Source organism: Streptomyces sp. NPDC001507, assembly GCF_042894765.1.
Lineage (GTDB): Bacteria > Actinomycetota > Actinomycetes > Streptomycetales > Streptomycetaceae > Streptomyces.
Genome location: NZ_JBIAVV010000013.1, coordinates 130,640 through 155,928, shown reverse-complemented (window position 1 = coordinate 155,928; position 25,289 = coordinate 130,640). Strand labels below are relative to the sequence as shown.

The following is a 25,289-nucleotide window of genomic DNA, read 5'->3' as shown; positions in this document are numbered from 1 at the left end:
CGTACAGCGGCGCTAGTCTCGCTGATCATGGGAGCACGAGCGCAGTACGTGGTGGTGGAGAACGGCGCCTGGCAGCGGTACTACTCGCACTGGGCCGCCAATCGGATCGTTGAAGATCTGCTGCCCGGCCCGGCCGCGGCGACACGCTGTTTCCGGGCCAACCGGGAGATCGACGAATGGCTCGACGACGTGTGGTGCGAGGGCGCCGCACTCGTCGACCACGACCGCCGGGCCCTGCTCTGGTTCGCTTCCGTGGGCAGTTGGGCCGACCTCGTCGCCGCCCGCGCCGTACTGATCCGGACCTGGCCCGGCTGGGACGTCCGCTTCGCACACGACGGCATGGGCGATCTGACCCACCACCTCGGCCTCGGCAGGGACCTGACCCGTACGCCGGGCTGGTTCGAGACCTTCGAGCCGTCCGGGTTCGCGGCCACCGAGTACACCAAGCCCTGCTCCGTCGTCTCCCTAAGGCTGCCCGACGGAAGCGTCCGCGCGTGGGGCAGCGACTGGGAGCCCGTCGAGCACCTCGCCGGCGGCCCCCGCCTGGTCGACCTGATCGCCGCGTCGTCGGCGACTCCCCCACTCACCGACATGCCGTACGGCGGCGTCCACTTCGACCCGCAGGCCCGCGCGGTCTCGCTGTGGGCGGTGCAGACCGTGGCCGGCATTCACGACTGGCCGTTGCCAGGCTGGGAGGAGTGGGTCCTGGACTTCCGCGGCGACGACCACACCCGGCAGGCCGGACTGCTGCCCACGGGCTTCCCCTTCCCTTCGCCTCCCCTGACGGCCGCGCTGCGCAATCTCGGCGACGGCCTCACCGACCCGGAGACCGACATGAGCGCTCCCCTGGCCCGCGCCACGGGAGCCGCAGGCCCCGAGGGCACCACCCCCGTGGTGAACCCCGCTGCGCTGGTGCCGCACGAACCGGCCGACCCCACCCCGGCCGAACTGGCGGCAGTGCGTGGGACGATCGACGCGCTGGTCACAGAGGCGGGGGCCCGCTGACCACCCCGTGGGCTCCGGCGAAGGCACTCCACGTCACCTCCCGAACCCGAACACCAGGTCGGGCCAGTCCGTGTCAGGCTTCCCGGCGTCGAGCGCCTCGCTGATCGTGCGCTCCTCGTAGCCGAAGTGGGACTCCATGATCGCCGCCAGTCCGTCGAGCTCACGCCCGATCTCCTCCAGGGCTGAGCCACGCGGTGCAACAGCCCTGTCGGCGAGTTCGCTCACCCGGGACAGGATCGAGGCGATCAGTCCATGGTCCTCGGCGAGATTCGCGACCGTAGCAGCGAGATCCGGGCGTTCCCGCAGCAGTTGAGCGAACATCCCGGTGTCCTCACCCTGATGGTGCGTGGTCAACGCGGTACAGAAAGCCAGGCAATGGGTGAGCAGGACGTCGTCGCCCAGCCGGCGGTGTCCCAGACCTGTCCTGATCTCACGGATCTGGCGACGCAGTTCCTGATGCGCTTGCGCAAGCTGCCGGCTCAGGGCGACTGCGCGCTCGCCGTCACGGGAAGCCACGGGTGCGGCCCCTTCGTTCCCGCACCTCCATGCCTGACGCAGACCGTCACCGGCACGCGATGCCGGAGCCATCCGATCACGCGACGCCGTGCAACGGCAAGCACGGTTGCCCGGCCGCCCCGGGCACCGCCGGCCAGGAGCACGTGCTCACGGATGGAACCGCCACCGGCCCTCAGTAACGACGTCCAACTTGCCGTCCCTGACGCGCACGGCCGTCTCGTCGTCGATGAAGTAGATCGGGAAGTCCGCCCGTTCGGCGATGCGATCGGCCCAGGCGTCGTCGCGCTCGGGGAAATCCGGCGAGTACAGGTGGGGCTTGAGGTACCAGTCGAAGAGGCCGAAGGGCGGGTCCACGGTCGTCGCGCCGAGTACGTGCAGGTCCTTGGCGTCCCCGATGACGTCGGCGGAGTGTGCGGTGAGGTGGCGGCTGAAGATCATCGATCCGGCGCTGAGCCCCACGTAGACCCGGTTCTCCAGCGCTTCCAGGAAGCCGTCGGCGAGGCCGTTGCCGGTGATGCTGCGCGCGAGGTGGTAGTGGTTGCCGCCCCCGGCATAGATGACGTCGGCGTGGCGCAGCCGGTCGAGCACCATCTGCCGGGGCAGGCCGTTCAGCTCCAGGATGTCGAACTCGCGCCAGCCGAGGCCGTGCAGCCGGTTCATGTCGGCGACCAGCCATCCGTGGTCCCCGGGCTCGGCGACGGACGCCGTGGGAACGTACACGACGTTCGCCGATCCGAACGGCTTTCCCAGCATGTCCCGCAGCGCGTCTCGCAGCGTCTCGTTGCGCAGCCCACTCGCCGTCAGCAGAAAGTTCATCGGGCGAGCCAAGCACGAGGGACGGGCGCACGCAACGAACCCGGTGGCGGGGCGTCTGGTGGCCGTTCGGGCCCCGTGCGGACGCAACAAGTCGATGGCGGCCCGAGAACCTCCCGGGTAAGTTGGCGATCTTCGGATGGCAGAAGCTCCCGGAGTCCTGAATGCGAACGCCACGATGAACCCCGACCAGCCCTCCGCACGACATCGCCTCGCTACCGCTCTCGACGGCCTGACCGCCACCTTCGGCGGGATGACAGCCCACCCTGACGAGCACAACTGCGAGTGCCACTGGGGCAGCGCCGAAGAACTCGCGCAGCTCAAGGTTCCGGATACGGAGCTCGACCCCGACCTCCTGCGCCGCACCTGGCAGGCCCCCGACTGGAGCGACCACGCCTCCGTACTGCGCCGGATCCTGCCCCAGTTCGCCACGGCCCTCGTCAAAGGCTCCGTCGAGCCGCTCTTCGGCTTGGAGGAAGCCGGCCGCTCGTTCGCTCGCGGTCATTGGCAGCAGTGGCCCACCGCCCAAGCCGAAGCGGTTCGGGACTTCCTGCACGCCTGGTGGGCCGACACGCTCACCGATCCCGCTCCCGCGGTGCCCGCGTACGAGGTCCTGGCACTGATCACCGAGGCATCCGCCACGCTCACCCCATGGCTCACCAGGTGGGAAGCGCTGACCGGCCACCCGGCCGACGGCCACCTGGCCGAGGCGGCGGCACACTGGGAGTACGACCTGCTCGGAGACCAACTTCCCTGGGACTCTTGGGAGAACGAGGAAGAGACACGCACCGAGCTGACCGCCTGGCTGGTCCGCAACGCCCCTGCCCGGCTCCGGGCCCACGGCGTTTCAGAGGAACTGCTCCACCGAGTACGGCTGCTCGGCCTCACCGGCGACGGCCGTTGGGAGGACCCACACTGGCCCGGCCACCGCTACTGATCGGCCCGCCCGCAACCGCCGAGGTCAGCCCCGGTTCGGCTCGGTCACGCCCTGGGCGGGGGCGGTGGGGCGGTCCGGTTCTGCGGCTTCCTGGCCGGTGACCACCTTCGAGGGGCGGTTGCCGCGGTCGAGGAGGCCGCCGGTGACGGCCAGTGCCAGGCCGGCCGCCGCGAGGACCGCGCCGACCAGGTTGGGCGCGGCCCAGCCCCAGCCCGCCGAGATGACCAGGCCGCCGAGCCAGGCGCCGGCCGCGTTGGCCATGTTGAAGGCGGAGTGGTTGGAGGCCGCCGCCATCGTCGGGGCGTCCTTCGCGTTGAGCATCAGCAGCATCTGGACCGGCGTGGTGATGAGCGCGCCCATCGCGCCGATGAAGGTGACCGTCACCAGCGCCGGCACCGTGCTGTGGACGGTGAAGTAGAACGTCACCAGCGCGGCCCCCAGCAGGGTGATCCCGGCGTACAGGGTGGGGCGCAGGGCGCGGTCGGTGAGGGGGCCGGCGAGCAGGGTGCCGAGGGTCATGCCGACGCCGTAGAGGGCGAGGACCCAGGTGGTCGAGGCGTCGGAGAGGCCCGTCAGGTGCGTCAGCATGGGGACCAGATAGCTGTAGACGGCGAAGAAACCGCCGAACCCGACGACGGCGGTGGCCAGGCCGATGAGGACCTGCCGGTTGCCCATCGCGCGCAGCTCCTGCCGGATGCCGGCCTGGGGGCCGCGGGGCTGGTGGGGTACGAGCAGGGCGAGGGCGAGGAGTGCCACGAGGCCGATGACGGCGACCGCGCAGTAGGCGTACCGCCAGCCCAGGTGCTGGCCGAGGGCGGTGCCGGCGGGGACGCCGACGATGTTGGCGATGGTGAGGCCGAGGAAGACCCGGGAGACGGCGCGTGCCGCGCGGTCGGCCGCGACCAGCCGGGAGGCGACGACGGCGCCCACGCCGAAGAGGGCGCCGTGCGGCAGTCCGGCGAGGAAGCGGGCGGCGAACAGCAGGCCGAAGTTCGGGGCGAGCGCGGACGCCGTGTTGCCGACGACGAAGAGCCCGGTCAGCAGGAGCAGCAGCCGCTTGTGGGGCACGCGGGCGCCGATGCCGGTGAGCAGGGGGGCGCCGACGACGACCCCGAGGGCGTAGGCGGAGACGAGGTTGCCGGCATGCGGCACCGACACCCCGACGCCGTCCGCGATCTGGGGCAGCAGACCCATGGTGGCGAACTCGGTGGTGCCGATGCCGAACGTGACGACGGCAAGGGCAAGCAGAGCCAGAGGCATGATGAGCGGGGGAACCTTTCGGGGACGGCGGGTTCGGGAGGGGTGACCGGCGGCAGCGGTGGTTTCTTCGCCGTCCGTGGCCGGCCGCACCGAGCGCCCTTGCCCAGTCCACCCCCTGCAACGTTGCAGCGGGATGCGGCGAGCGCGCATTCCTGGTTCGGCTCATGCGGCGCGGTGACCTGTGTCACGTGAGCCGGTGCCGGGCGGACCTATTCCTGCGCGGTGGCCCGCAGGCACTGCGCGCACAGTCCCCACCAGGTGATCTCAGCCTCGTCGACGGCGAATCCCCGGTCCTCGTCGGGGGTGAGGCACGGAGCCACGCCGACGGTGCAGTCGACGTCCTCGATCAGGCCGCACCGGCGGCAGACGAGATGGTGGTGGTTGTCGCCGACGCGCAGCTCGTAGCGGGCGGGTGAGCCGGCGGGCTCGATGCACCGGACGAGCTGGGCCTTGGTCAGGTCCTCCAGCACGTTGTACAGGCCCTGCCGGGAGAGACCGCCGGCCTCGGCCCGGTCCGTGCCGATGCGGGTCTCCAGGTCGGCCGCCGTGGAGTGCGGATGGCCCTGCAGAGCGGTCAGCACGGCCCTGCGCTGGGCCGTGCTGCGCAGGCCCTTGCGCCTGAGCAGGTCGCTCGCAAGCTGCTCCATGGTCATGTCGCTCTCCTACGGCATACCGGCCGTTCCGCCCCGTGGGGGCACGATACAACCAGAGTTGACCCGGTCAGTTCTAGGCGGCCTCGGCCGTACGGCAGGTGCCGCAGACCAGGCGCCTGGACGGGAGGGCGCTCGTCATGGGGATCACCCCGACGGGCCGCTGGACGGTGGTCTGCAGGACCCGCGCGTGGTCGGCGCAGGTGAAGAGGCCGCAGCGGGTGCAGGCGCCGATCCCGTTGCTCTCGTGGCGTCCCGACTGGGCGCAGTCGTAACAGTGCATGTCGCTTCTCCCGATGAGGTCGGCCCACTCGCCTTGCGCGGTGGGGTGCGTGACGGCCGTGCGCCGACGGGCTTCCGCCACCTCGGCACATATCGAACATAACGCGCTAGTTTTGATCGAGTCAAATGTAGGAAGCGGATCGGAATCTCTGGACCGCCGGGACTTGTTCACCTACTGTCTAGACATGCCTGGACAGGTTCACAAGCATCAACGCATCGCCCGTGTGCTCGCCGACGAGATCCGAGCGGGGGTCCATGCCGACGGCAGCAGACTCCCCGGGGAGCACGCACTCACCGAGCGGTTCGGCGTCAGCCGCACCACCCTGCGGCAGGCCCTGCAGGTTCTCGGCGAGGAGGGACTCATCGCCACCCACGCGGGCATCGGCTCGTTCGTCACCTTCGACGGGGCGCCGCTCGACAACCGCCTGGGATGGACCCGGGCACTGGCCGCGCAGGGCACCGAGCTGACGACGGAGATCCTCCGCTTCGAGGAGATCAGCGATCCGGAACTGGCCGCCCATCTCGCGCTCGCCTCCGACGTGTTCCTCGCCCTGGACCGGGTCAGGCGACTGCCCGGCGGACAGGGTGTGTCGCTGGAGCGCAGCAGGGTGCCGGTCACCGAGGGTCTGGCCGGCCTGCCGGAGCGCGGTCTCGACGGTGGTTCACTCAGCCGCGAGCTGATCGCGGCGGGCCGGGTCAGCGACTCCGGCGAGGGTGTCGTCTCGGTACGCGGACTCACGGAGGCCGAGGCCGCCGTCCTGCACCGCTCCCCCGGCGAATCCTTCCTCCGCCTCGAGCAGGTGTACCGGGCCGCGGACGGCTCCGTGGTCGAGCAGGTCGGCAGTCTGCTCGACCCCGCCCGCTTCGAACTGCACGTCCGCTCCGGCAACGGGGGCCGCTCGTGACCGGCCGGCTCGACCGCGCCCTGGGCGCGTTCTACGGACTCGCCCTCGGTGACGCCCTCGGCATGCCCACGCAGGTGATGTCCAGGCAGGACGTCGTACGGGTGTACGGCACCGTGACCGGCTTCGAGGCCGCCCGTCCGGACAACCCGGTCAGCGCGGGTATGCCGGCCGGGTCCGTCACCGACGACACCGACCAGGCCGTCATCGTCGGCCGGCTCCTCGTCGAGGGACGCGGCCGGATCGATCCGTTGCGGCTCGCCCACGAACTGCTCGACTGGGAGAAGGAGATGAAGGCCAAGGGCTCCTTCGACCTCCTCGGCCCGTCCACCAAGGCCGCGCTGGACGCGGTGGCCCGTGGGGTCCCGCCGCACGAGGCGGGCCGCACCGGTACGACGAACGGCGCCGCGATGCGCGTCACCCCGGTGGGGATCGCCTTCGCCGCCGACCCGCTCGGCCCGTTCGTCGACCGGGTCGTGGAGTCCTGCCAGGTCACCCACGACACGACCGTCGGTATCGCCGGCGCGGCCGCCGTGGCCGCGGCCGTCAGTACGGGGGTCGGCGGCGGCTCGCTCGACGAGGCCGTCACCGCCGCCGTGGCCGCCGCGCGGGCCGGCGCGCGGCGCGGGCACTGGATCGCCGGGGCGGACATCGCCGCCCGGATCGAGTGGGCGAGGGAGCTGGTGCACGGCCTCGGCGAGGCCGAGGCGCTGGACCGGGTCGTCACGCTCGTCGGCACCAGCGTGGCGAGCCAGGAGTCGGTGCCCGCCGCGTTCGCGGTGCTCGCCCTGGCGGACGGCGACCCGTGGCGGACCGCCCTGCTCGCCGCCAACCTCGGCGGGGACAGCGACACCATCGGGGCGATCGCCGGTGCCGTGGCCGGCTCGGTCGCCGGGTTCTCCGCGCTGCCCGCCGAGGCCGTCCGCACCCTTCGCACCGTCAACTCCCTGGAGCTGGAGCCGTTGACGGCCGCCCTGCTGGCCCACCGCTGAACCGTCCCGTCACCCGCGTCGCCCGGCCGGCGCCCTGCCCCCGCCATCCACCCTTCCGCACCCTGCAAGGAGGTTCCGTCATGGCCGTTTCGAAGACGAACGATCGCGTCGGTACCGTCGAGACCCGCGGGATCGAACCGGTCCCCGACAGTGAACGGCGCGGTCACGCCGGCCAGATGTTCTGGACCTGGTTCGCCGCCAACATCAGCATCCTCGGGCTGCCGCTCGGTGCCACCCTGGTGGCGTTCCGCGGCCTGGACATCTGGCAGGCGGTCCTCGTGGCCGTTCTCGGATCCTTCGGGTCCTTCGCCCTCGTCGGTGCTCTGAGCCTCGCCGGCAAGAAGGGCGGCGCCCCGGCGCTCACCCTGTCCCGTGCGGTCTTCGGGCAGCGGGGCAACGCGGGGCCGACCCTGATCACCTGGCTGAGCCGGGTCGGCTGGGAGACCATCTCCACGACCACCGCGGCCTATGCGCTGCTGGCGCTCCTCGACACCGCGTTCGGGATCCGGCAGAACACCGCGCTCACCGTGGTCTGCCTGCTGGTCTTCATCGCCTGCACGCTCCTGATCAGCGGCCTGGGTCACGCCACCATCATGTGGATCAACAAGTGGGCCACGGTCGGCTTCGGCGTCCTGAACCTCGTCGTCATGGGCTTCCTGGTCTCGACCGTCGACTGGTCCAAGGTGCTCGACGCCCCGGCGGGGCCGACCAGCGCGGTGGTCGCCGGGGTGGGCTTCATCGCCTCCGGCACGGGCATCGGCTGGGCCAACGCCGGTGCGGACTACGCACGCTATCTGCCGCGCGCGATCCCGGGCCGGCGCCTGGTGGTGGCCTCGGCGTTCGGCGCGGGCATCCCGCTGGTGCTGCTGATCTCGCTGGGCTCGCTGCTCTCCGCGGGCGACCGGACGCTCGCCACCGCCTCCGACCCGATCGCCGCGATCAACGCGATGCTGCCCTCCTGGATGGCGATCCCGTACCTGGTCGCGGCCTTCGGCGGGCTGCTGATGTCGAACCACCTCTCCACGTACTCGGCGGGGCTCACGATGATCACCCTCGGCCTGCGGGTGCCGCGCGCCTATGCGGTCGCGCTCGATGTCGTGCTGATGTTCGCGGGCGGCATCTACTTCATGCTGGTCGCCGACGACTTCTACGGGCCGTTCTCGACCTTCCTGACGCTGCTGGCCGTGCCCATCTCGGCCTGGATCGGCGTGATCGCGGTGGACTCGCTGCGCGGCCGCACCTACGACCCGCCGGCCCTGATGGACACCTCCCGGTCCAGCGCCTACTGGTACTCGGGCGGCTTCCGGTTGCCCGCGGTCCTCGGCTGGGCGCTCGCCATCGTCGCCGGCCTGCTCTTCACCAAGGCCTCGACGAGCGCGGACGACGTCTGGTTCGCGGGGCCGCTCAGCGACACCTGGTTCGGTGTCAACGGCCTCGGCTGGGCGGTGTCGATGGCCGTCGGCGCGGCGGTGTACGGACTGTGCGGCCGGCGCGGCACGGCCGCCCGCGGTGACAGCGGCGAACCCGTCGCCGGCCGCCTCCAGGGAGCCGGCCGGTGAACCGGCGGATCGTGCTCGCCGGGAACGTGATCGCCGACGTGGTGATCGAGATTCCGGCGCTGCCCGAACGCGGCGGCGACGTGGTGGGCACCCACACCGGGACGACCGCGGGCGGCGGTTTCAACACGCTGGTGGCGGCCCGCCGGCTGGGCGCGGAGGCCGTGTACGCCGGTCTGCACGGCACCGGGCCGCACGGCGACCTGGTGCGCGCGGCGCTGGCCGCCGAGGGCATCGGGACGCTGCTGCCCGCCCCCACCGACCGCGACACCGGCTTCACGGTGGCCCTGGTCGACTCCGGCGGCGAACGCACCTTCGTGACCAGCTTCGGGGCCGAGGCCACCCTGGCACCGGCCGACCTGACCACGGTCGGGGCCCAGCTGCGCCCCGACGACCTCGTCCAGCTCTCCGGGTACGGGCTGGCCCTGCCGGGCAACGGCCCGCTGCTGTCCGGGCTGGCCGCCGAGCTGCCCGCCGGCAGCACCCTCTGCCTCGATCCGGGACCGCTGGTCGCCGACATCCCCGAGCACGTCCTCGCCCCGGTGCTGGCCCGCACCGACTGGCTCAGCGCCAACGCACGCGAGGCCCGGATCATGACCGGGCACGAGGATCCGCGTACCGCGGCGAGCGAACTCGGCCGGCGGCTGGCCCCCGGCGCCGGGGTGCTCGTCCGGGCCGACAAGGACGGCTGCTGGCTGACCTCCGCCGGTCGACCGCCCGTGCACGTACCGGGTTTCCCGGTCACCGCCCTGGACAGCAACGGCGCCGGCGACGCGCACGTCGGCGCGTTCCTCGCCCTGCTCGGCCAGGGGTTCGACCCGCTGACGGCCGCACGCGGCGCCAACGCGGCGGCGGCCTTCTCGGTGACCCGTCGCGGCCCGGCCACGGCGCCCGACCGCGCGGAACTGGCCGCGTTCCTGGCCGGCGATCCGCTCGCCGGGCAACTCTCCTGACGCATGCGGGAATTGACGGCCCCCGATGCCGTTCCCGGGAAGAGAGTTGCACTGCCGGGCCGTTGAACGCGGAGCCCCGGCCGGTGTGTGACCGGCCGACGGCTCGTCGGCCAGGGCTTCGCTCAGCGAGGAGGAACGGTGATCACGCGATGAAGGCGGTGCGGTTCCACGCGTACGGCGGGATCGACGTGCTGCGGGTGGAGGAGGTCGAGCGGCCGGTGCCGGGCCCCGGACAGGTGCTGGTCGAGGTCCGCGCGGCCGGGATCCAGCCCGGCGAGGTGATGATCCGCGAGGGGGCCCGGCACGGGCGCTGGCCCGCGGTCTTCCCCTCCGGGCAGGGCAGCGACCTGGCCGGCGTCGTGGTGGCGGCCGGCCCCGAGGTGCGCGGCTTCGCGGTGGGCGACGAGGTTCTCGGTTTCACCCACGACCGGGCGAGCCACGCGGAGTACGTGGTGGCCGAGGACGTCCACCTGGTGACCCGTCCGGAGGGCCTGTCCTGGGAGGTGGCCGGATCGCTGTACGTGGCCGGCACCACCGCGTACGCGAGCGTGTTCGCGGTGGACCCCCGGCCGGAGGAGACCGTCGTGGTCTCCGGCGCGGCCGGCGGTGTGGGGGCACTGGCCGTACAGCTGGCGCGGCGGCGGGGTGCAACCGTCGTCGGGCTGGCGAGCGAGGCGAACCACGCCTGGCTGACGGCCCACGGCGTCGTACCGGTCGTCTACGGAGAGGGGGCGGCCGACCGGATCCGGAAGGCCGCCGACGGCAGGCGCGTGGACGCGTTCATCGACACGTTCGGCGACGGCTACGTGGACATGGCCGTGGATCTGGGCGTACGGCCCGAGCGGATCAACACCGTCCGCGACTGGCGGGCCGCGGCCCGGGTCGGCGCACGGACCTACGGGGAGGGCTCGGCGGCGGCCGCGGTCGTGGTCGGTGAACTCGCGCGGCTCGCCGCCCGGGGCGACCTGGACGTCCCGATCGCCCGCGTCTACCCGCTGGAACAGGTACGGGAGGCGTTCCGCGATCTGGAGCGGGGGCACGCCCAGGGCAAGATCGTGCTCCGGCCGTAGCCCTGCTCCGGACCACCGGCCGGGGCGCGCCGGGGCTGAGCGGGCGGGGTGTGGCAGGCATGCTGGAACCATGGTGCTCGCCGTGCTCTTCGCCGTCCTGGGTGCCGTCAGCAATGCGGCGGGCACGGCCTTCCAGCGCAAGGCCGCGTCCACCGCGCCCGGCCGCGGCGGACTGCGTCTGATGCTGGTGCTGGTACGACGGCCCGCCTGGGCCCTCGGTATCGCCGGAGTGGCCGGGGCCGCGGTCTTCCAGGCACTCGCCCTGGTCAACGGGCCCATGGCGCTGGTCCAGCCGCTGTTCATGCTGGAGCTGCCGTTCGCGCTGCTGATCGCGGTGCCGCTGATGCACCGCCGGCCGGGCCCGGAGGGGTGGCGGACGATCGCCGTGGTGGTGGCCGGCCTGGCCCTGCTGCTCGCCGCGGCGGCCCCGTCCGGCGGCCATCAGCAGGCGTCCATGCAGCGCTGGATCCCGGTCCTCGCCCTCACCCTGGGCGCCATCGCCGTCACCGTGCTGCTCGTCCGGTCCTCCTCGTCGCCGCTGTTCCGTGCGGCGGCCCTGGCCACGGGAGCCGCGATCGGCAACGCGCTGACCGCCGCGCTCATGAAGTCGGCAACCGGCCGTCTCGCCGACGACGGCCTGGCCGCGTTCCTCACCGCCTGGCAGACCTACGGCTTCGCGCTGACCGGGATCGCGGCACTGCTGCTCCTGGAGAACGCGCTGCAGGCGGGTCCGCTCGTCGCCTCGCAGCCCGCGCTGACGATCGGCGACGCGGCGGTGAGCCTGCTGCTGGGGGTCGCGCTGTTCGACGAGTCGGTCCGCACCGGGTGGTGGCTGCTGCCCGAGGTGGCCGGGGCCGGTCTGATCCTGTGGGGCGTGACCCGGCTGACCCGCGTCGTGCCGCACCTCGTCGACGTCATGAGGTGAGGGGGCCGGGGGTTCGGCCGCGCGGCCGACACCGTGCGGCCGGCGGCGGTTCAGTGGCTGTTACACGGGCCGCCGTCCGTCGCTCCGGAGGCCGGTGAGATGATCACGGGGTGGGGCTGGAAGAACTCGTTCGGCGCCGGACGCGCCGACCCGTCACGCCGTGATACGGCGTCCCTGACCACCGAGTAGACCTTCCAGGCCCCCGGAAGGGGAAACACCGTGTCCGTGTTCCAGCGCATCCTGGTCGCCGTCGACCCCAGCCCCGCTCGCCGCTCCGCCGTGCGGCTGACCGGCGAGCTGGCCCGGCTGACGAGCGCCGAGGTCCGCGTCGTACACGTCATCGCCTCCGCCGCCTCGGTCGCCGCGATCGTGCCCCTTGAGGAGGACGCCGAGGCCAAGGCGGTCCTCGACGAGGCGCTGACGGCCCTGCGCGAGCAGGGCGTCAAGGCCGAGGGGACCCTCGTCAGGGGGCTGACCACCCAGGTCGCGGCCGCCATCGCCGACACCGCCGAGGAGTTCGCGGCCGATCTCATCGTGCTGAGCCCGCACCACCGCAGTTCCGTCGAGGCGCTGTTCGACCCGCGGGTCAGCGACGCCGTCGCGCACCGCACCAGCACGGCGATCCTGCTGGCCCCGGAAGTCCGGGACGAGGCCTGACCGCTCACCGGCCCGAACCTGCCGGTCACCCCGGGGCCCGCCGCGGATTCGACGTCCGCGGCGGGCTCCGGGGCTGTCCGGCCGTACGCCGTGCCGGTCGCGTGGGCGCCGCGCTATCGGCGCCTCCAGGGCAGCGCCTCCTGGTGGTCGCTGTCGGCGTCCATGCGCTGGAGGGCGGCGTTCACGGCCTCGCCGATCGCGGCGAACTGGGTCACCTGCTCGGGGGTGAGGACGTCGAAGACGGCCCGGCGGACCGCCTCCACATGGCCGGGGGCCGCGCGGTCCAGGAGGCTCAGGCCGGCCGGGGTGAGGACGGCGTGCTGATTGCGGCGGTTGACGGGGTCCTCGCGGCGGTCGACGTAGCCGGCCTCCTGGAGACGCGTCACCGCGTGGGTGAGGCGGCTCCGGGTGATCTTCAGGCGTTCGGCCAGCTCGGACATGGTCAGGCTGTGATCCTTGACCGAGGAGAGGTTGGCGAGCAGGGTGTAGTCGGCGTGGGTCATCCCCGCGTCGCGGCGCAGCTGGCGGTTCAGGTGGTCGGACAGGTGAGTGGAGAACTGGACGTAGGCGAGCCACGCCCGTCGTTCCTCGGGGTTCAGCCAGCGTGGCGTGGTGGTCATGGGCGCAGCCTAACGAGCCGCGTTTGAATGTTCAAACCTACGTGGGGGTGTGCGGGCGGGGCGGGGACCTGGCCCCCGCCCCGCGGACCGGCCCGGTTCAGGCCCCGACGTACTCCGCGAGGTGCTGGGCGGTGAGGGTGGAGCGGGCGGCCACCAGGTCGGCCGGGGTGCCCTCGAAGACGATCCGGCCGCCGTCGTGGCCGGCGCCCGGGCCGAGGTCGATGATCCAGTCGGCGTGGGCCATGACCGCCTGGTGGTGCTCGACGACGATGACCGACTTGCCCGAGTCGACCAGCCGGTCAAGCAGCCCCAGCAGCTGCTCGACGTCGGCCAGGTGCAGGCCCGCGGTCGGCTCGTCGAGGACGTAGACGCCGCCCTTGTCGGCCATGTGCGTGGCCAGCTTGAGGCGCTGGCGCTCGCCGCCGGACAGGGTGGTGAGCGGCTGGCCGATGGCGAGGTAGCCGAGGCCGACGTCCGTGAGCCGCTGGAGGATGCGGTGGGCGGCCGGGGTGTGCGCCTCGCCCGCGGCGAAGAACTCCTCGGCCTCGGTCACCGGCATCGCCAGCACTTCGCTGATGTCCCGGCCGCCGAGGCGGTAGTCGAGGACGGACGCCTCGAACCGCTTCCCGTCACAGTCCTCGCAGGTGGTGGCGACGCCCGCCATCATCGCCAGGTCGGTGTAGATCACGCCGGCGCCGTTGCAGGTGGGGCAGGCGCCCTCGGAGTTGGAGCTGAAGAGGGCCGGCTTGACGCCGTTCTCCTTGGCGAACGCCTTGCGGATCGGGTCGAGCAGCCCGGTGTACGTCGCGGGGTTGCTGCGCCGGGAGCCGCGGATGGCGCCCTGGTCGACGGAGATCACCCCGGCGCCGGCCGGGATCGAGCCGTGCACCAGGGAGCTCTTGCCGGAGCCCGCGACACCGGTCACGACGGCGAGGACGCCGAGCGGGATGTCGACGTCGACGCCCTGGAGGTTGTGGGTGCTCGCGCCGCGGATCTCCAGCGTGCCGGTGGGCTTGCGGACGGTGTCCTTGAGGGCGGCGCGGTCGTCGAAGTGGCGGCCGGTGATGGTGCCGCCGGTGCGCAGGGCCTCGACGGTGCCCTCGAAGCAGATCGTGCCGCCGCCCGCCCCGGCGCCGGGGCCGAGGTCGACGACGTGGTCGGCGATCGCGATGACCTCCGGCTTGTGCTCCACGACGAGCACGGTGTTGCCCTTGTCGCGCAGCCGCAGCAGCAGGCCGTTCATGCGCTGGATGTCGTGCGGGTGCAGGCCGGTGGTGGGCTCGTCGAAGACGTAGGTGACGTCGGTGAGCGAGGATCCGAGGTGGCGGATCATCTTGGTCCGCTGGGCCTCGCCGCCGGAGAGGGTGCCGGCGGGCCGGTCGAGTGAGAGGTAGCCGAGGCCGATCTCGACGAACGACTCCAGGGTGTGCCGGAGCGAGGCGAGGAGCGGTGCCACCGAGGGTTCGTCGAGGCCGCGCACCCACTCGGCGAGGTCGCTGATCTGCATCGCGCAGGCGTCGGCGATGCTGATGCCGTCGATCTTCGAGGAGCGGGCGCCCTCGCTCAGCCGGGTGCCGTCGCAGTCGGGGCAGGTGGCGAAGGTGACCGCACGCTCCACGAACTCGCGGATGTGCGGCTGCATCGACTCCTTGTCCTTGGAGAGCATCGACTTCTGGATGCGCGGGATCAGACCCTCGTAGGTCATGTTGATGCCCGCGATCTTCATCCGGGTCGGCTCCCGGTGCAGGAAGTCCTGCAGCTCCTTCTTCGTGAACTTGCTGATCGGCTTGTCCGGGTCGAAGAAGCCGGACTCGATGTAGAGGCGGGAGTTCCAGCCGCCGCCCTTGTAGCCGGGAACGGTGATCGCGCCCTCGTTGAGGGACAGGGTCTCGTCGTAGAGCTGGGCGAGGTCGAGGTCGGTGACGGCGCCCCGGCCCTCGCAGCGCGGGCACATGCCGCCGGTGATGCTGAAGCTGCGGCGCTCCTTCACCTTCTGGCCGGCGCGTTCGACGGTGACGGCGCCCGCCCCGCTGATCGAGGCGATGTTGAAGGAGAACGCCTTGGGCGAGCCGATGTGCGGCTTGCCCAGGCGGCTGAAGAGGATGCGCAGCAGGGCATTGGCGTCGGTGGCGGTGCCGACGGTGGAGCGCGGGTCGCCGCCCATCCGCTGCTGGTCGACGATGATCGCGGTGGTCAGCCCTTCGAGGACGTCGACCTCGGGCCGGGCCAGGTTGGGCATGAAGCCCTGGACGAAGGCGGGGTAGGTCTCGTTGATCAGCCGCTGCGACTCGGCGGCGATGGTGTCGAACACCAGCGAGCTCTTGCCCGAGCCGGAGACTCCGGTGAAGACCGTCAGCCGGCGCTTCGGGATCTCGATGCTGACGTCCTTGAGGTTGTTCTCCCGCGCTCCGTGCACGCGGATCAGTCCGTGGCTGTCGGCCACGTGCGGCGTGGACGTCGTCTTCTCGGTCTCTGTGGCCATGCTCAAACCCGTCTCCGTCTGCTGCGCGGGGTCCTGGTCGATCGCCGCCACGCTAGCCGGGGCCAGCAGCCTAACGCTTCTCCATTCCTGACCGGCTCGCGTGCGCGGGGTTCAGCCGAACCACCGGGTGAGGGCCTGACCCCCTGGTCGCCCATCGGCGCGTGGATGTGCGCCGCGTCCCCGGCGGAGAACACCCGTCCCTCGCGGTAGCGCTCGACCTGCCGGACGGCGTCGCTGAACCGGGACGCCGCGCGCAGTTCTCCCGACTCCGTGTCCCGTCCGTACACGGCGTGCAGCGCCTCGCGCACCTCGTCGGCCGTGACGGGTGACTCGCGGCCCGGGCCGTCACCGGCATGCAGCGGTCCTTCGGGCGCCCGGCACCCGTCGGGGGCGATGACGCGGGCGGACGGGCCCGCCGTGCTCGGCTACGAAGATTTTGCGTTCTCGCGGTACGCCCATGAACCGGCCCCCACCTGCCCCGAGTCCGCTATGTCCGCCGGTACGCCCCACAGGTAACGGCGAGTTCACCCGGCTTCTCTTCCTCGGCAGTCTACGCGCGTGGTGTCATGCCCACGCTCACCCACCCCCCACGTGAGCGTCTACTCGACTAGGAGTCACGCACATGCTGTCGAAGCTTCTCGTTCGCGCGGGTGTCGCCCTGGCGGCCGGTGCGGCCGTGGTCGCCACCGCGGTCCCCGCGAACGCCGCGAGCTACTCCGCGTTCGCCTTCTCGCTCAGCAGCAGCGAGCCCACGATCTACGGCTTCATCAACTCGGCCACCAGCTCGCTCGACATGACGATGTACGAGCTGGAGGACACCACGGCCGTCAACGACCTCATAGCCCTGAAGAACAAGGGCGTCACCGTGCGGGTCGTCCTGGACCAGGCGCACAAGAGCGCCAACAACTCCGCCTACACCTCCCTCACGAACGCGGGCGTGGGCGTGGTGTGGTCACCGTCCAGCTTCGTCTACACGCACCAGAAGACCATCACGGTCGACGGCACCAAGTCACTCGTCCTGACCGGCAACCTGACCTCCCAGTACTACTCGACCGGCCGGGACTACGGCGTCTTCACCGACGACACCCGGGACGTCGCGGCGATCGAGAAGGTCTTCAACGCCGACTACGCCGGCACCTCCGTCACCCCCACCGACGGCGACCACCTGCTGTGGTCCCCCACCGACTCGCGCAGCCGCCTGCTGACCGTGGTCAACGCCGCGACCAAGACGCTCGACGTCGAGGAACTGGAGTTCAGCGACAGCACGGTGGTCAACGCCATCGTCGCCAGAGCCAAGGCGGGCGTGAAGGTGCGGGTCGTCCTGGAGACGCCGGGCGACTACTCCAGCGAGGTCTCCTCGATCAAGGCCGCGGGCGGCACGGTCGTCGGCTACTCCGACCCCAACGGCTTCTACATCCACGCCAAGGCCATGGTCGCCGACTACGGCCTGTCCACCCAGGAGGTGGAGGCCGGCTCCATGAACGTCAGCAGCAACTCCCTCTCCAACAACCGTGAGCTCGGCATCATCCTCACGGGCACCGGGGTGGCGCAGTCGGTGGCCACGACCGTCGAGACCACGTTCAACAGCGACTACGCGGGCGGCACCGCCGCGTAGCGATCCGGTTCCGCCGGGCAGCGGCCGGCCGCTGCCCGGCGTGCCACCCGCACCCCGCGCGTCGGCCACCTGGCCGTAACCTTGCGCGGGTGAACGCCGAGACCACCCCGGACCCCCTGGACGCCCCGCAGCCCCGGCCGCAGTCGCTGCTGCTCGCCTTCTTCGGCAACCACGTACTGGAGCAGGGCCCGCTGGCCGTGTACTCGGGAAGCATCATCACCGTTCTGGGCCGGGCCGGCGTCGGCGAGCAGGCCGTACGCTCCACGCTCACCCGCATGGTCAACCGGAACCTGCTGCAACGCCGGCGGCAGGGCCGCAAGATGTACTTCGGCCTGACGCCCCTCGCCACGCAGATCCTCCAGGACGGCCGGCGCCGCATCTGGGAGACCGGCGCCGTCAACGACGACTGGGACGGCTCCTGGACCCTGTTCGGGTTCTCGCTGCCGGAGTCCTGGCAGCGCCAGCGCCACGACCTGCGCTCCCGGCTCGGCTGGTCGGGTTTCGGGCCGCTCTACAGCGGGCTGTGGATCGCGCCGGGCCGGGTGGACGTCTCCGCCGTCGTCGGCGAACTCGGGCTCTCCGCCCACGTGAAGATCTTCCACGCGCTGGCCGACGAGGCGACCGACATCGACCTCATGATCCGCGACACCTGGGACCTGGCGTCCGTCGCGGCCCGGTACGAGGACTTCCGCGCCCGCTGGGAGACATGGCGTTCCGGCCCCGCCGACGACGCCGTGGCCACCCGGCTGCGGCTGGTCAGCGAGTGGCTGGGCATCATCCGCACCGATCCCAGGCTGCCGGTCCGGCACCTGCCCGCCGGCTGGCCGGCCCGGGAGGCGGAGCGGACGTTCCACCGCGTCGCGGCCGAAACCGAGGCCCCGGCCCGCCGGACGGCCGCGGCCCTGCTGGAGACCACGCCCCTGTGACCCGCCGTGCACGGCGGACCTGCCCGCGGCCCGCACAGAATCCCTGATCAGCCCGGATCGCGCGGCGATCTATGCTGCTGGGGGCAGGAGGTTCGCCGGACCGTCGAAGGAGAGGGTGCCCGGGTACGGCGACGCTCCCTGTCCGGTGTCCGCACCGTGTCCGTCTCGCCCGCTCTCCCGAGGAAGCCCCGTTGAACTTCTGGTCGATCTATGAGCATGGTTTCGCGCGCGTCGCCTCGTGCACGGGCCACACCGTCATCGCCGACCCGCGCGCCAACGCCGAGGCGGTGCTGCGGCAGGCCCGTCGCTGCGCCGAGGGGGGCGTCGCGGTGGCGGTCTTCCCGGAGCTCGGCCTGACCGGTTACTCGATCGAGGACCTGCTGCTCCAGGACGCGGTGCTCGACCAGGCCGAGGAGGCGGTCGAGACGGTGAAGGCCGGTTCGGCCGGGCTGCTGCCGGTCCTCGTCGTCGGCGCCCCGCTGCGCCACCGCAACCGGGTCTACAACTGCGCGGTGTTCGTGCACCGCGGCCGGATCCTCGGGGTCGCGCCCAAGTCGTACCCGCCGAACTACCGGGAGTTCTACGAGCGGCGCCAGATCGCCGCAGGCGACGACGAGCGAGGCGGCACCATCCGGATCGGCGGCGAGAGCGTGCCGTTCGGGGTGGACCTGCTCTTCGAGGCGGCGGACGTTCCCGGGCTCGTGCTGCACGCCGAGATCTGCGAGGACATGTGGGTACCGGTGCCGCCGAGCGCGGAGGCGGCACTGGCCGGCGCGACCGTGCTGCTCAACCTGTCGGGCAGCCCGATCACGGTCGGCCGGGCGGAGGACCGCAAGCTGCTGTGCCGCTCCGCGTCGCAGCGCTGTCTCGCGGCGTACGTCTACGCCGCGGCCGGGCTCGGCGAGTCGTCGACGGACCTGTCCTGGGACGGCCAGACCATGATCTACGAGAACGGCTCGCTGCTGGCCGAGACGGACCGGTTCCCGCTGGACGACCAGTACGCGGTGGCCGACGTCGACCTCGACCTGCTGCGCCAGGAGCGGGCCCGGATGGGCTCGTTCGACGACAACCGCCGTACCCACGCGGCCCGCACGGGCGGCTTCCGGACCGTCGCCTTCCGGCTCGACCCGCCGACGGCCGACCTGGGGCTGCGGCGCCGCGTGGAGCGCTTCCCCTTCGTCCCGGCCGACCCGCAGCGGCTCGCCCTGGACTGCTACGAGGCGTACAACATCCAGGTCGCCGCGCTCCAGCAGCGGCTGGCGGCGATCGGCGGCCCGAAGGTGGTCATCGGGGTGTCCGGCGGCCTCGACTCCACGCACGCGCTGATCGTCGCCGCCCGTGCCATGGACCGTGCGGGCCGGCCGCGCAGCGACATCCTGGCGTTCACCTTGCCGGGCTTCGCGACGGGCGAGCACACCAAGGGCAACGCACACCGGCTGATGAACTCGCTCGGGGTGACCGCGGCCGAGCTGGACATCACGCCGACCGCGCGGCTGATGCTGCAGGAGATGGGCCATCCGTTCGCCGCCGGCGAGCCGGTCTACGACGTGACCTTCGAGAACGTGCAGGCGGGTCTGCGCACCGACTACCTGTTCCGGCTGGCCAACCAGCGCGGTGGCATCGTGCTCGGCACCGGGGACCTGTCGGAGCTGGCGCTGGGCTGGTCGACGTACGGCGTCGGCGACCAGATGAGCCACTACAACGTCAACTCCGGGGTGCCGAAGACGCTGATCCAGCACCTGATCCGCTGGGTCATCAGCAGCGAGCAGTTCGACGCGGAGACCGGCAAGACCCTCGCGGCGATCCTCGACACGGAGATCAGCCCGGAGCTGGTGCCGGGCGAGGAACTGCAGTCCACCGAGTCGAAGATCGGCCCGTACGCGCTGCACGACTTCACCCTGTACCAGGTGCTGCGGCACGGGTTCCGGCCGTCGAAGATCGCCTTCCTGGCCTGGCACGCCTGGCACGACCGGGAGGCGGGCGCCTGGCCGCCCGGCTTCCCCGAGGCCGAGCGCAAGGCGTACGACCTCGCGGAGATCCGGCACTGGCTCGACTACTTCTGCCGCCGCTTCTTCGCCTTCGCCCAGTTCAAGCGCTCGGCGATGCCGAACGGGCCGAAGGTCTCGGCCGGCGGCTCGCTCTCCCCGCGCGGCGACTGGCGTGCTCCGTCGGACAGTTCGGCGAAGGCCTGGCTGCACGACCTGGCCCGCGTCCCGCAGTAGCCGCCCACGCGTGGGTCCGGCCCGTCCGCCGTCGGTCGCCGGCCGGTCGCGTGACGAGGCAGGTGGTCGTCACGAGTGGCTCCTCGGGGTGCCGGTCGTGATGCGGGCCGGTCCGCCGCTCTCCGGGCGGCGGCCCGCCGTGGTCGTCGTGAGCTGTCGTCACGGCGCGGGCGCGGTGGCACGGCGCGGAGGCGGTTTGTGGCCGGTGCCCGGCCGCGGTAGGCTCGATCATGAGCGCGGCACCCAACTCCGGGTCGCACGCGATGCGTTGGTGGTCCAAGGAAAGACGCCCCGCTTCCTGTGGGGAGATGCAGGTGCAAGGCCTGCCCGGCGCTCCACGCGAAGAGCCCCGTCCCTGATCCGTCAGGGACGGGGCTCTTCGCGTACGGCCCGCGCCGCGGCTGCCGGGCACACTCTGACGGGCGAACACCCGACCGACACCCGGACGGAGCCAAGTACCGGAACGAACCCCCTGGTCAGAGGCTTCGCCCCGGCACGGCCTGCGCGCGCCACGGCGGGTGACCGGTTGCGGGCCCACACCCCGCTTTCCACGGTGGGCGAAAGACAGCAGTTCTCGAAAGGAAACCCATGCGCGCCCTTGCCTCCCGCGGCCTCCTCGTCTCCCCCCTGGTCTGTGCCGCCCTGGTCCTCGGCCCGGCGGCCGCCTCCGCTGCCGCCGCCGACGCCGGCCGAAAAGCGACGGGACCCGGTGTCGCGCAGACGGCTCTGCCGCCCGGCACCGATCTCGCCACGCTCCTCGACCGGATCGAAGCGATCGACCCGACACAGTACGACCGCGCCCTGACACCCCTGCTGGACACACTGCCCGGCTTCGCGGCGGCGCAGGGCACCCGCATCGACCCGGCGCAGGCCGCCGCCTACGCGAAGGCGCTGCGGCAGTGGAGCAGCACCGTCCAGGAGCGGCTGCGGCACCTGGACGCCGGTGCCACCGACCGCGCGCACCGCGCCGCCGACCCCGTCTCGGACCTGCTGAAGGCGATCCAGGACGCCGTCAAGAAGCTGCTCGGCGCACTGACCTCGCTCGACCTCGGCGGGGTACTGAACGCCGTCACCGGGCTGCTGGCCCCCATCCTCGCGGCGGTCACCGGCCTCCTCGGCGCCCTGCCCTCGCTGCCGTCGCTGCCCGCGCTGCCCTCGGCGGGCAGCCTGGCCGCCACGACCGTCGCCCCGTGAGGAACTGACACCGCGTCGGCGCTCTCCCCGCCGCCGGGCCGGCCGAGGTTCCGGCCGGCCCGGCGGCGCGCCTGCCCGCTCCCGCCCCCGTCAGTGCCCGTTCCAGCCGGGGACGGTCGGCAGTACCTGCTCCGCGACCCGAACCAGTGCCGTGTCGTCCGGTGGTACGTCGTCCTGCCGCCAGAGCGCGACCTCGAACGTGCCCTGGCCGTCGTCCTTGCCGTGTTTGGAGACCAGGAGGCAGCGCGCGGTGCCGCCGGGGCCCGTGCTCGCCTTGCCGCCACCGAGGTTGAACCCGATGGAGATGGTCGGGCTGGAGTAGAGGACGGCGGGGTGGCCGAGGACGGTCGTCCTGCGGGCGTCGTCCATCAGGTCGCCCGCCGTGGCGACGGTCATGTGGTCGTACGACGCCGTCAGCTTCACCGAGTACGTCGCGAGGGTCACCGTCGCCTCGGGTTCGGCGATCTTCGTGCCCCCGGCGAGCGTGAGCCACTCCCCGCTGCCGTCGGCGGTCTCGGCCTGCTCGTGCGAGGTCCCCAGCAGGGCCGGCAGGTCCGGCCGGTTGAGCGCCTTGCACAGCCGGCCGCCGGACACGTAGCGGGCCGGCAGATGGTCGTCCGGCTTCGAGCAGGCCGCCGGTTCGCCCACCGTGTCCTTCTGGTGGACGAACTCCTTCTGCGCCCACAGAGCGCCCACCACGGCCGCGAACAACGCCACCGCCGCGATCGCCTGAAGTCCCGGTCTGCCGGCCTTTTCGGGCTCGGCGAAGCTCTCGGTCATGTCCCCCACCCCCGCTGTGCGTCCCCTGTGCGCGCTGGAGCCTAACCGATGTTCACGGGCAAGGCACGCGCCGCACATACCGGCCGGTGGCAGTGGATTCCTCCGGGAGTGTTTGATGGCGGGAGCACACTGCAGGCCGGAGGAAGCGGGGGGACGCGGTGACCGACGGACGCGGACGGGTCGTCGAGGCGGGCGGGAGTGCGCTGGTGGTGCGTCGCAGGCCGCGGGAGCGGACCCGCGCCGCGGTGCTCGTCCTGCACGGCGGGCAGGAGAACGGCGTCCGCCCGGCGCGCTCCTGGCAGCCTGCCGCGCTGCGCATGCGCCCCTTCGTCAGCGCGGCCGCGTCGGTCTCCTCGCCCCGCGACGTGCTGATCGGCCAGGTGCGCTACCGCTACCAGGGCTGGAACGACGCCGCCGACCCGCTCCAGGACACCCTGCGCGCGCTCGACGAACTGCGCGGCCTGGCCGGCGACGCGGCCGTGGTGCTGGTCGGCCACTCGATGGGCGGCCGGGCGGCGCTGCGCGCGGCGGCCGATCCCTCGGTGCGCGGGGTGCTCGCGCTGGCCCCCTGGTGCCCGCCCGGCGACCCCGTGGACGATCTCGCGGGGACGAGGATCGTCGTCCTGCACGGGGACCGGGACCGGACCACCGCTCCCACCGACTCGGCCGCGTACGTACGGCAGGCCCGCAGCGCCGGTGCGCAGGCCGGGATGGTGCTGCTCAGGGGCGGGGACCACGCGATGCTCCGCCGCAGCCGTGACTGGCACCGGGCCTCGGCGGCCGCCATCAGGCGGTTGCTGCGCCCCGAGCGCGGCCTCGACGGATGGACGGCCGAGGCCTGCGCGTCGGACGAGCCGCTTCTGCGCTGATCCGCACCCTGGTAAGGTGCCTCGCCCCCATGGGGCATCCGGCCGTACCGGACACCCATCACGCGCATGGCACATCCACCCGCACCGGACACCCACCCGCACGGGACATCCAACCAGAGGACCGCCGCCGATGCCGATCGCACGATCGTTCCGGATTGTCACGTACCTGACAGTCATGTTCCTGGTTCTCACCCTGTTCGGCACCGCCCCGGCCACCGCCGGTCCGCGGTCCACGCGTGCCGCGCGGTCCGCGCAGTCCGCCGCGCAGGCCACCGGCACCTGGCAGCCCCCGCTGTCCACCCGGGGCCGGTACATCGTCGACGCCGCGGGCAACCGCTTCCGCCTCAAGGCCGCCAACTGGGACGGCGCACAGGGCTCCTGGACGGGCAGCGGCAGCACCGACGATCCCGCGAACCACCACGCCGGCCAGGACTCCCACGGCATCCCCCTCGGCCTGGACCGCGCGCCCCTGTCCCAGCTCCTCTCGGACTTCCAGGCACTCGGCATCAACAGCATCCGGCTGCCCTTCTCGAACGAGATGATCCACACCACGGCCCCGGTGCCGGACGCCGCGGTCGCCGCCAACCCGCAGCTGCGCGGCAGGACCCCGCTGGAGGTCTACGACGCCGTCGTGAGCGCCCTCACCGGCGCGGGCTTCGCCGTCACCCTCAACAACCACACCAACACCTCGCGTTGGTGCTGCGGCGTCGACGGCAACGAGCGCTGGAACAGCAGCCAGTCGACCCAGCAGTGGGCCGACGACTGGGTCTTCATGGCCCGCCGCTACGCCGCCAACTCCCGTGTCGTGGGCGCCGACCTCTACAACGAGGTACGCCGTGACGTCTTCGACGATCCCAACTGGGGCCTGGGCGACGGCCACGACTGGTACGCCGCGGCCCAGCTCGCCGGCGACCGCATCCTCACCGAGGCGAACCCGAACCTCCTGATCGTCATCGAAGGCATCAACTGGACCGGCCTGCCGGTCGACGGACTCCCCCACGGCCGCCCGATGCTCACCCCCGTCCGCACCCTCTCCCACACCCTCGTCGACGCGCACAAACTGGTCTACTCGGCCCACTTCTACGGTTACACCGGCCCCCACCACAGCGGCGCCACCGGCATCGGCGAGACCAGCGACCCCCGCTACCAGGACCTGACCCGCGACGAGCTCTACCAGGCCCTCACCGACGAGGCCTTCTTCGTCACCACGGAGGGCAGGCACTACACCGCGCCGGTCTGGATCAGCGAGTTCGGCATCGGCGCGAACGAGACGGGCACGGCCGCCCGCACCTGGTTCGGCAACATCACCGACTACTTCGCCGGCCACGACGCCGACTTCGCCTACTGGCCGCTGGTCGGCTGGGCGGGCCACGACGACTGGGCGCTGCTGAACTACGACACCTCCGGGCACCGCTCCGGCATCCTCGACGGAGGCGACTGGCGGGCCACCGCATGGGACCACCTCATGAACGCCGCGAGCCGCACCGGGTACGTCGAGCCGGGGACGACCTGGCGCATGCTGTCCACGGACCACGGCGACCAGGTCGAGTCCCTGCGCGCGAGGGCGGGCGGCGACTGGGACTCGGGCGCCTACAAGGCGGTCTGCCCCGACGGGCTGCGGCTGATCGGTCTCGCGCACTCCGGCGGACGGGGCCTGTGCACCGACGCCACCGCCGGCGACCTGCGCGCCGCGGGCAACGCCCAGACGGTGGTCACCGACGAGCGGTACGTCGCGGCGGGCGGCGACTGGGCGTCCGGGTACACCAAATTCCAGTGCCCGGCAGGCCAGTTCGTCATCGGCTACAGCCGCCGTGGTGAGCGGGTCTCGGCGGCCCTGTGTGCCCCGGCGCGCGCCACGCCGAACGCCGCCGGCCGGACGGTGTGGTTCGACCGCTCCGACAACCGCCCCGCCGACGGCGCGGGCGACGACTTCGCGTACGGCGCCTACAAGGGTCAGTGCGCCGCCGGCGAGTTCATCGCGGGCGTCGCCTTCACCACCCGGGTGGGCAGCGCGCAGGGGCCCGCCGCCGTGCTGTGTGTCCCCCTGCCGTCCTGACCGGGCC

General features: G+C 72.3%; 24 protein-coding genes. 15 read left to right on the top strand and 9 right to left on the bottom strand.

Annotation, left to right across the window (positions count from 1 at the left end; translation table 11 throughout):
* The first annotated feature begins 27 nt into the window (after window positions 1-27).
* A complete protein-coding gene (locus tag ACFY0K_RS36750) occupies window positions 28-1,005 on the top strand; it encodes a hypothetical protein (RefSeq protein WP_390643498.1) in 978 nt (325 codons plus the stop codon).
* Window positions 1,006-1,038: 33 nt separating this feature from the next.
* Here ACFY0K_RS36750 and ACFY0K_RS36745 read toward each other — a convergent pair whose 3' ends face one another.
* Together ACFY0K_RS36745 and ACFY0K_RS36740 are read right to left on the bottom strand one after the other, a co-directional pair.
* Window positions 1,039-1,521, bottom strand: a complete 483-nt coding sequence (locus ACFY0K_RS36745; RefSeq protein WP_390643497.1) for a hemerythrin domain-containing protein — start codon at window positions 1,519-1,521, stop codon at window positions 1,039-1,041.
* Window positions 1,522-1,668: 147 nt separating this feature from the next.
* Window positions 1,669-2,337: a Type 1 glutamine amidotransferase-like domain-containing protein gene (locus ACFY0K_RS36740; RefSeq protein WP_390643496.1), complete on the bottom strand. Its 669-nt coding sequence runs from the start codon at window positions 2,335-2,337 to the stop codon at window positions 1,669-1,671.
* 250 nt (window positions 2,338-2,587) lie between these two features.
* Between ACFY0K_RS36740 and ACFY0K_RS36735 the strand changes: the two genes are divergently transcribed.
* A complete protein-coding gene (locus ACFY0K_RS36735; protein ID WP_390643495.1) occupies window positions 2,588-3,271 on the top strand; it encodes a hypothetical protein in 684 nt (227 codons plus the stop codon).
* Between the two features lie 24 nt (window positions 3,272-3,295).
* Here ACFY0K_RS36735 and ACFY0K_RS36730 read toward each other — a convergent pair whose 3' ends face one another.
* The 3 genes from ACFY0K_RS36730 to ACFY0K_RS36720 all read right to left on the bottom strand — a co-directional run bounded on the left by ACFY0K_RS36730 (window position 3,296) and on the right by ACFY0K_RS36720 (window position 5,464).
* Window positions 3,296-4,531 (bottom strand): MFS transporter, encoded by a 1,236-nt coding sequence (locus ACFY0K_RS36730; RefSeq protein ID WP_390643494.1) that lies wholly within the window; start codon window positions 4,529-4,531, stop codon window positions 3,296-3,298.
* Between the two features lie 209 nt (window positions 4,532-4,740).
* Window positions 4,741-5,184 (bottom strand): Fur family transcriptional regulator, encoded by a 444-nt coding sequence (locus tag ACFY0K_RS36725; RefSeq protein ID WP_390643493.1) that lies wholly within the window; start codon window positions 5,182-5,184, stop codon window positions 4,741-4,743.
* A gap of 73 nt (window positions 5,185-5,257) precedes the next feature.
* Window positions 5,258-5,464: a DUF2180 family protein gene (locus ACFY0K_RS36720; RefSeq protein ID WP_351716927.1), complete on the bottom strand. Its 207-nt coding sequence runs from the start codon at window positions 5,462-5,464 to the stop codon at window positions 5,258-5,260.
* A gap of 184 nt (window positions 5,465-5,648) precedes the next feature.
* Between ACFY0K_RS36720 and ACFY0K_RS36715 the strand changes: the two genes are divergently transcribed.
* From ACFY0K_RS36715 to ACFY0K_RS36685, 7 genes are all read left to right on the top strand, one after another.
* Window positions 5,649-6,368 carry a GntR family transcriptional regulator gene (locus tag ACFY0K_RS36715; RefSeq protein WP_390643492.1) on the top strand — a complete coding sequence of 240 codons (720 nt, stop codon included), beginning with the start codon at window positions 5,649-5,651 and terminating at the stop codon, window positions 6,366-6,368.
* The gene (locus ACFY0K_RS36710) at window positions 6,365-7,357 is read left to right on the top strand and encodes an ADP-ribosylglycohydrolase family protein (RefSeq protein ID WP_388603749.1); all 993 of its coding nucleotides are present in this window, start codon (window positions 6,365-6,367) and stop codon (window positions 7,355-7,357) included. Before ACFY0K_RS36715 ends, ACFY0K_RS36710 begins: the two co-directional genes overlap by 4 nt.
* A gap of 80 nt (window positions 7,358-7,437) precedes the next feature.
* Window positions 7,438-8,916 (top strand): purine-cytosine permease family protein, encoded by a 1,479-nt coding sequence (locus tag ACFY0K_RS36705; protein WP_390643491.1) that lies wholly within the window; start codon window positions 7,438-7,440, stop codon window positions 8,914-8,916.
* Complete coding sequence (locus ACFY0K_RS36700) at window positions 8,913-9,866, top strand: PfkB family carbohydrate kinase (RefSeq protein ID WP_390643490.1); 954 nt, start codon at window positions 8,913-8,915, stop codon at window positions 9,864-9,866. Before ACFY0K_RS36705 ends, ACFY0K_RS36700 begins: the two co-directional genes overlap by 4 nt.
* Before the next feature lie 149 nt (window positions 9,867-10,015).
* Complete coding sequence (locus ACFY0K_RS36695; protein ID WP_390643489.1) at window positions 10,016-10,936, top strand: NADP-dependent oxidoreductase; 921 nt, start codon at window positions 10,016-10,018, stop codon at window positions 10,934-10,936.
* A gap of 70 nt (window positions 10,937-11,006) precedes the next feature.
* The gene (locus ACFY0K_RS36690; RefSeq protein WP_390643487.1) at window positions 11,007-11,861 is read left to right on the top strand and encodes a DMT family transporter; all 855 of its coding nucleotides are present in this window, start codon (window positions 11,007-11,009) and stop codon (window positions 11,859-11,861) included.
* A 219-nt stretch (window positions 11,862-12,080) separates the two neighbouring features.
* Window positions 12,081-12,518: a universal stress protein gene (locus ACFY0K_RS36685; protein ID WP_351961088.1), complete on the top strand. Its 438-nt coding sequence runs from the start codon at window positions 12,081-12,083 to the stop codon at window positions 12,516-12,518.
* Window positions 12,519-12,631: 113 nt separating this feature from the next.
* Here the strand turns inward: ACFY0K_RS36685 and ACFY0K_RS36680 are convergent, their stop codons facing one another.
* From ACFY0K_RS36680 to ACFY0K_RS36670, 3 genes are all read right to left on the bottom strand, one after another.
* The gene (locus ACFY0K_RS36680; RefSeq protein ID WP_390643486.1) at window positions 12,632-13,138 is read right to left on the bottom strand and encodes a MarR family winged helix-turn-helix transcriptional regulator; all 507 of its coding nucleotides are present in this window, start codon (window positions 13,136-13,138) and stop codon (window positions 12,632-12,634) included.
* 97 nt (window positions 13,139-13,235) lie between these two features.
* Window positions 13,236-15,620 carry an ATP-binding cassette domain-containing protein gene (locus ACFY0K_RS36675; RefSeq protein WP_390643485.1) on the bottom strand — a complete coding sequence of 795 codons (2,385 nt, stop codon included), beginning with the start codon at window positions 15,618-15,620 and terminating at the stop codon, window positions 13,236-13,238.
* Between the two features lie 2 nt (window positions 15,621-15,622).
* On the bottom strand, window positions 15,623-15,979 hold the full coding sequence (locus ACFY0K_RS36670) for an FAD-dependent monooxygenase (RefSeq protein ID WP_390643683.1): 357 nt from the start codon (window positions 15,977-15,979) through the stop codon (window positions 15,623-15,625).
* A gap of 263 nt (window positions 15,980-16,242) precedes the next feature.
* Between ACFY0K_RS36670 and ACFY0K_RS36665 the strand changes: the two genes are divergently transcribed.
* The 4 genes from ACFY0K_RS36665 (at window position 16,243) to ACFY0K_RS36650 (ending at window position 21,577) form a co-directional block, all read left to right on the top strand.
* Window positions 16,243-17,235: a phospholipase D-like domain-containing protein gene (locus ACFY0K_RS36665; protein WP_351961085.1), complete on the top strand. Its 993-nt coding sequence runs from the start codon at window positions 16,243-16,245 to the stop codon at window positions 17,233-17,235.
* Between the two features lie 89 nt (window positions 17,236-17,324).
* Window positions 17,325-18,161: a PaaX family transcriptional regulator C-terminal domain-containing protein gene (locus ACFY0K_RS36660; RefSeq protein ID WP_390643484.1), complete on the top strand. Its 837-nt coding sequence runs from the start codon at window positions 17,325-17,327 to the stop codon at window positions 18,159-18,161.
* 191 nt (window positions 18,162-18,352) lie between these two features.
* Window positions 18,353-20,383: an NAD(+) synthase gene (locus ACFY0K_RS36655; protein WP_390643483.1), complete on the top strand. Its 2,031-nt coding sequence runs from the start codon at window positions 18,353-18,355 to the stop codon at window positions 20,381-20,383.
* A gap of 588 nt (window positions 20,384-20,971) precedes the next feature.
* Window positions 20,972-21,577: a hypothetical protein gene (locus ACFY0K_RS36650; RefSeq protein ID WP_390643482.1), complete on the top strand. Its 606-nt coding sequence runs from the start codon at window positions 20,972-20,974 to the stop codon at window positions 21,575-21,577.
* 90 nt (window positions 21,578-21,667) lie between these two features.
* Here the strand turns inward: ACFY0K_RS36650 and ACFY0K_RS36645 are convergent, their stop codons facing one another.
* Window positions 21,668-22,357 carry a DUF6215 domain-containing protein gene (locus ACFY0K_RS36645; protein WP_382734780.1) on the bottom strand — a complete coding sequence of 230 codons (690 nt, stop codon included), beginning with the start codon at window positions 22,355-22,357 and terminating at the stop codon, window positions 21,668-21,670.
* 158 nt (window positions 22,358-22,515) lie between these two features.
* On the opposite strand from ACFY0K_RS36645, the gene ACFY0K_RS36640 reads away from it, so the two are divergent.
* Both ACFY0K_RS36640 and ACFY0K_RS36635 read left to right on the top strand, forming a co-directional pair.
* Complete coding sequence (locus tag ACFY0K_RS36640) at window positions 22,516-23,226, top strand: alpha/beta fold hydrolase (protein ID WP_390643481.1); 711 nt, start codon at window positions 22,516-22,518, stop codon at window positions 23,224-23,226.
* Between the two features lie 175 nt (window positions 23,227-23,401).
* Complete coding sequence (locus ACFY0K_RS36635) at window positions 23,402-25,282, top strand: glycoside hydrolase family 5 protein (protein ID WP_390643479.1); 1,881 nt, start codon at window positions 23,402-23,404, stop codon at window positions 25,280-25,282.
* Window positions 25,283-25,289 lie beyond the last annotated feature (7 nt).

Coding starts and splice junctions, on each gene's coding strand:
- ACFY0K_RS36750 (WP_390643498.1), top strand. CDS start 28: ATGGGAGCACGAGCGCAGTACGTGGTGGTGGAGAACGGCGCCTGGCAG.
- ACFY0K_RS36740 (WP_390643496.1), bottom strand. CDS start 2,337: ATGAACTTTCTGCTGACGGCGAGTGGGCTGCGCAACGAGACGCTGCGA.
- ACFY0K_RS36735 (WP_390643495.1), top strand. CDS start 2,588: ATGACAGCCCACCCTGACGAGCACAACTGCGAGTGCCACTGGGGCAGC.
- ACFY0K_RS36730 (WP_390643494.1), bottom strand. CDS start 4,531: ATGCCTCTGGCTCTGCTTGCCCTTGCCGTCGTCACGTTCGGCATCGGC.
- ACFY0K_RS36725 (WP_390643493.1), bottom strand. CDS start 5,184: ATGACCATGGAGCAGCTTGCGAGCGACCTGCTCAGGCGCAAGGGCCTG.
- ACFY0K_RS36720 (WP_351716927.1), bottom strand. CDS start 5,464: ATGCACTGTTACGACTGCGCCCAGTCGGGACGCCACGAGAGCAACGGG.
- ACFY0K_RS36715 (WP_390643492.1), top strand. CDS start 5,649: ATGCCTGGACAGGTTCACAAGCATCAACGCATCGCCCGTGTGCTCGCC.
- ACFY0K_RS36705 (WP_390643491.1), top strand. CDS start 7,438: ATGGCCGTTTCGAAGACGAACGATCGCGTCGGTACCGTCGAGACCCGC.
- ACFY0K_RS36695 (WP_390643489.1), top strand. CDS start 10,016: ATGAAGGCGGTGCGGTTCCACGCGTACGGCGGGATCGACGTGCTGCGG.
- ACFY0K_RS36690 (WP_390643487.1), top strand. CDS start 11,007: ATGGTGCTCGCCGTGCTCTTCGCCGTCCTGGGTGCCGTCAGCAATGCG.
- ACFY0K_RS36680 (WP_390643486.1), bottom strand. CDS start 13,138: ATGACCACCACGCCACGCTGGCTGAACCCCGAGGAACGACGGGCGTGG.
- ACFY0K_RS36675 (WP_390643485.1), bottom strand. CDS start 15,620: ATGGCCACAGAGACCGAGAAGACGACGTCCACGCCGCACGTGGCCGAC.
- ACFY0K_RS36665 (WP_351961085.1), top strand. CDS start 16,243: ATGCTGTCGAAGCTTCTCGTTCGCGCGGGTGTCGCCCTGGCGGCCGGT.
- ACFY0K_RS36650 (WP_390643482.1), top strand. CDS start 20,972: ATGCGCGCCCTTGCCTCCCGCGGCCTCCTCGTCTCCCCCCTGGTCTGT.
- ACFY0K_RS36645 (WP_382734780.1), bottom strand. CDS start 22,357: ATGACCGAGAGCTTCGCCGAGCCCGAAAAGGCCGGCAGACCGGGACTT.
- ACFY0K_RS36635 (WP_390643479.1), top strand. CDS start 23,402: ATGTTCCTGGTTCTCACCCTGTTCGGCACCGCCCCGGCCACCGCCGGT.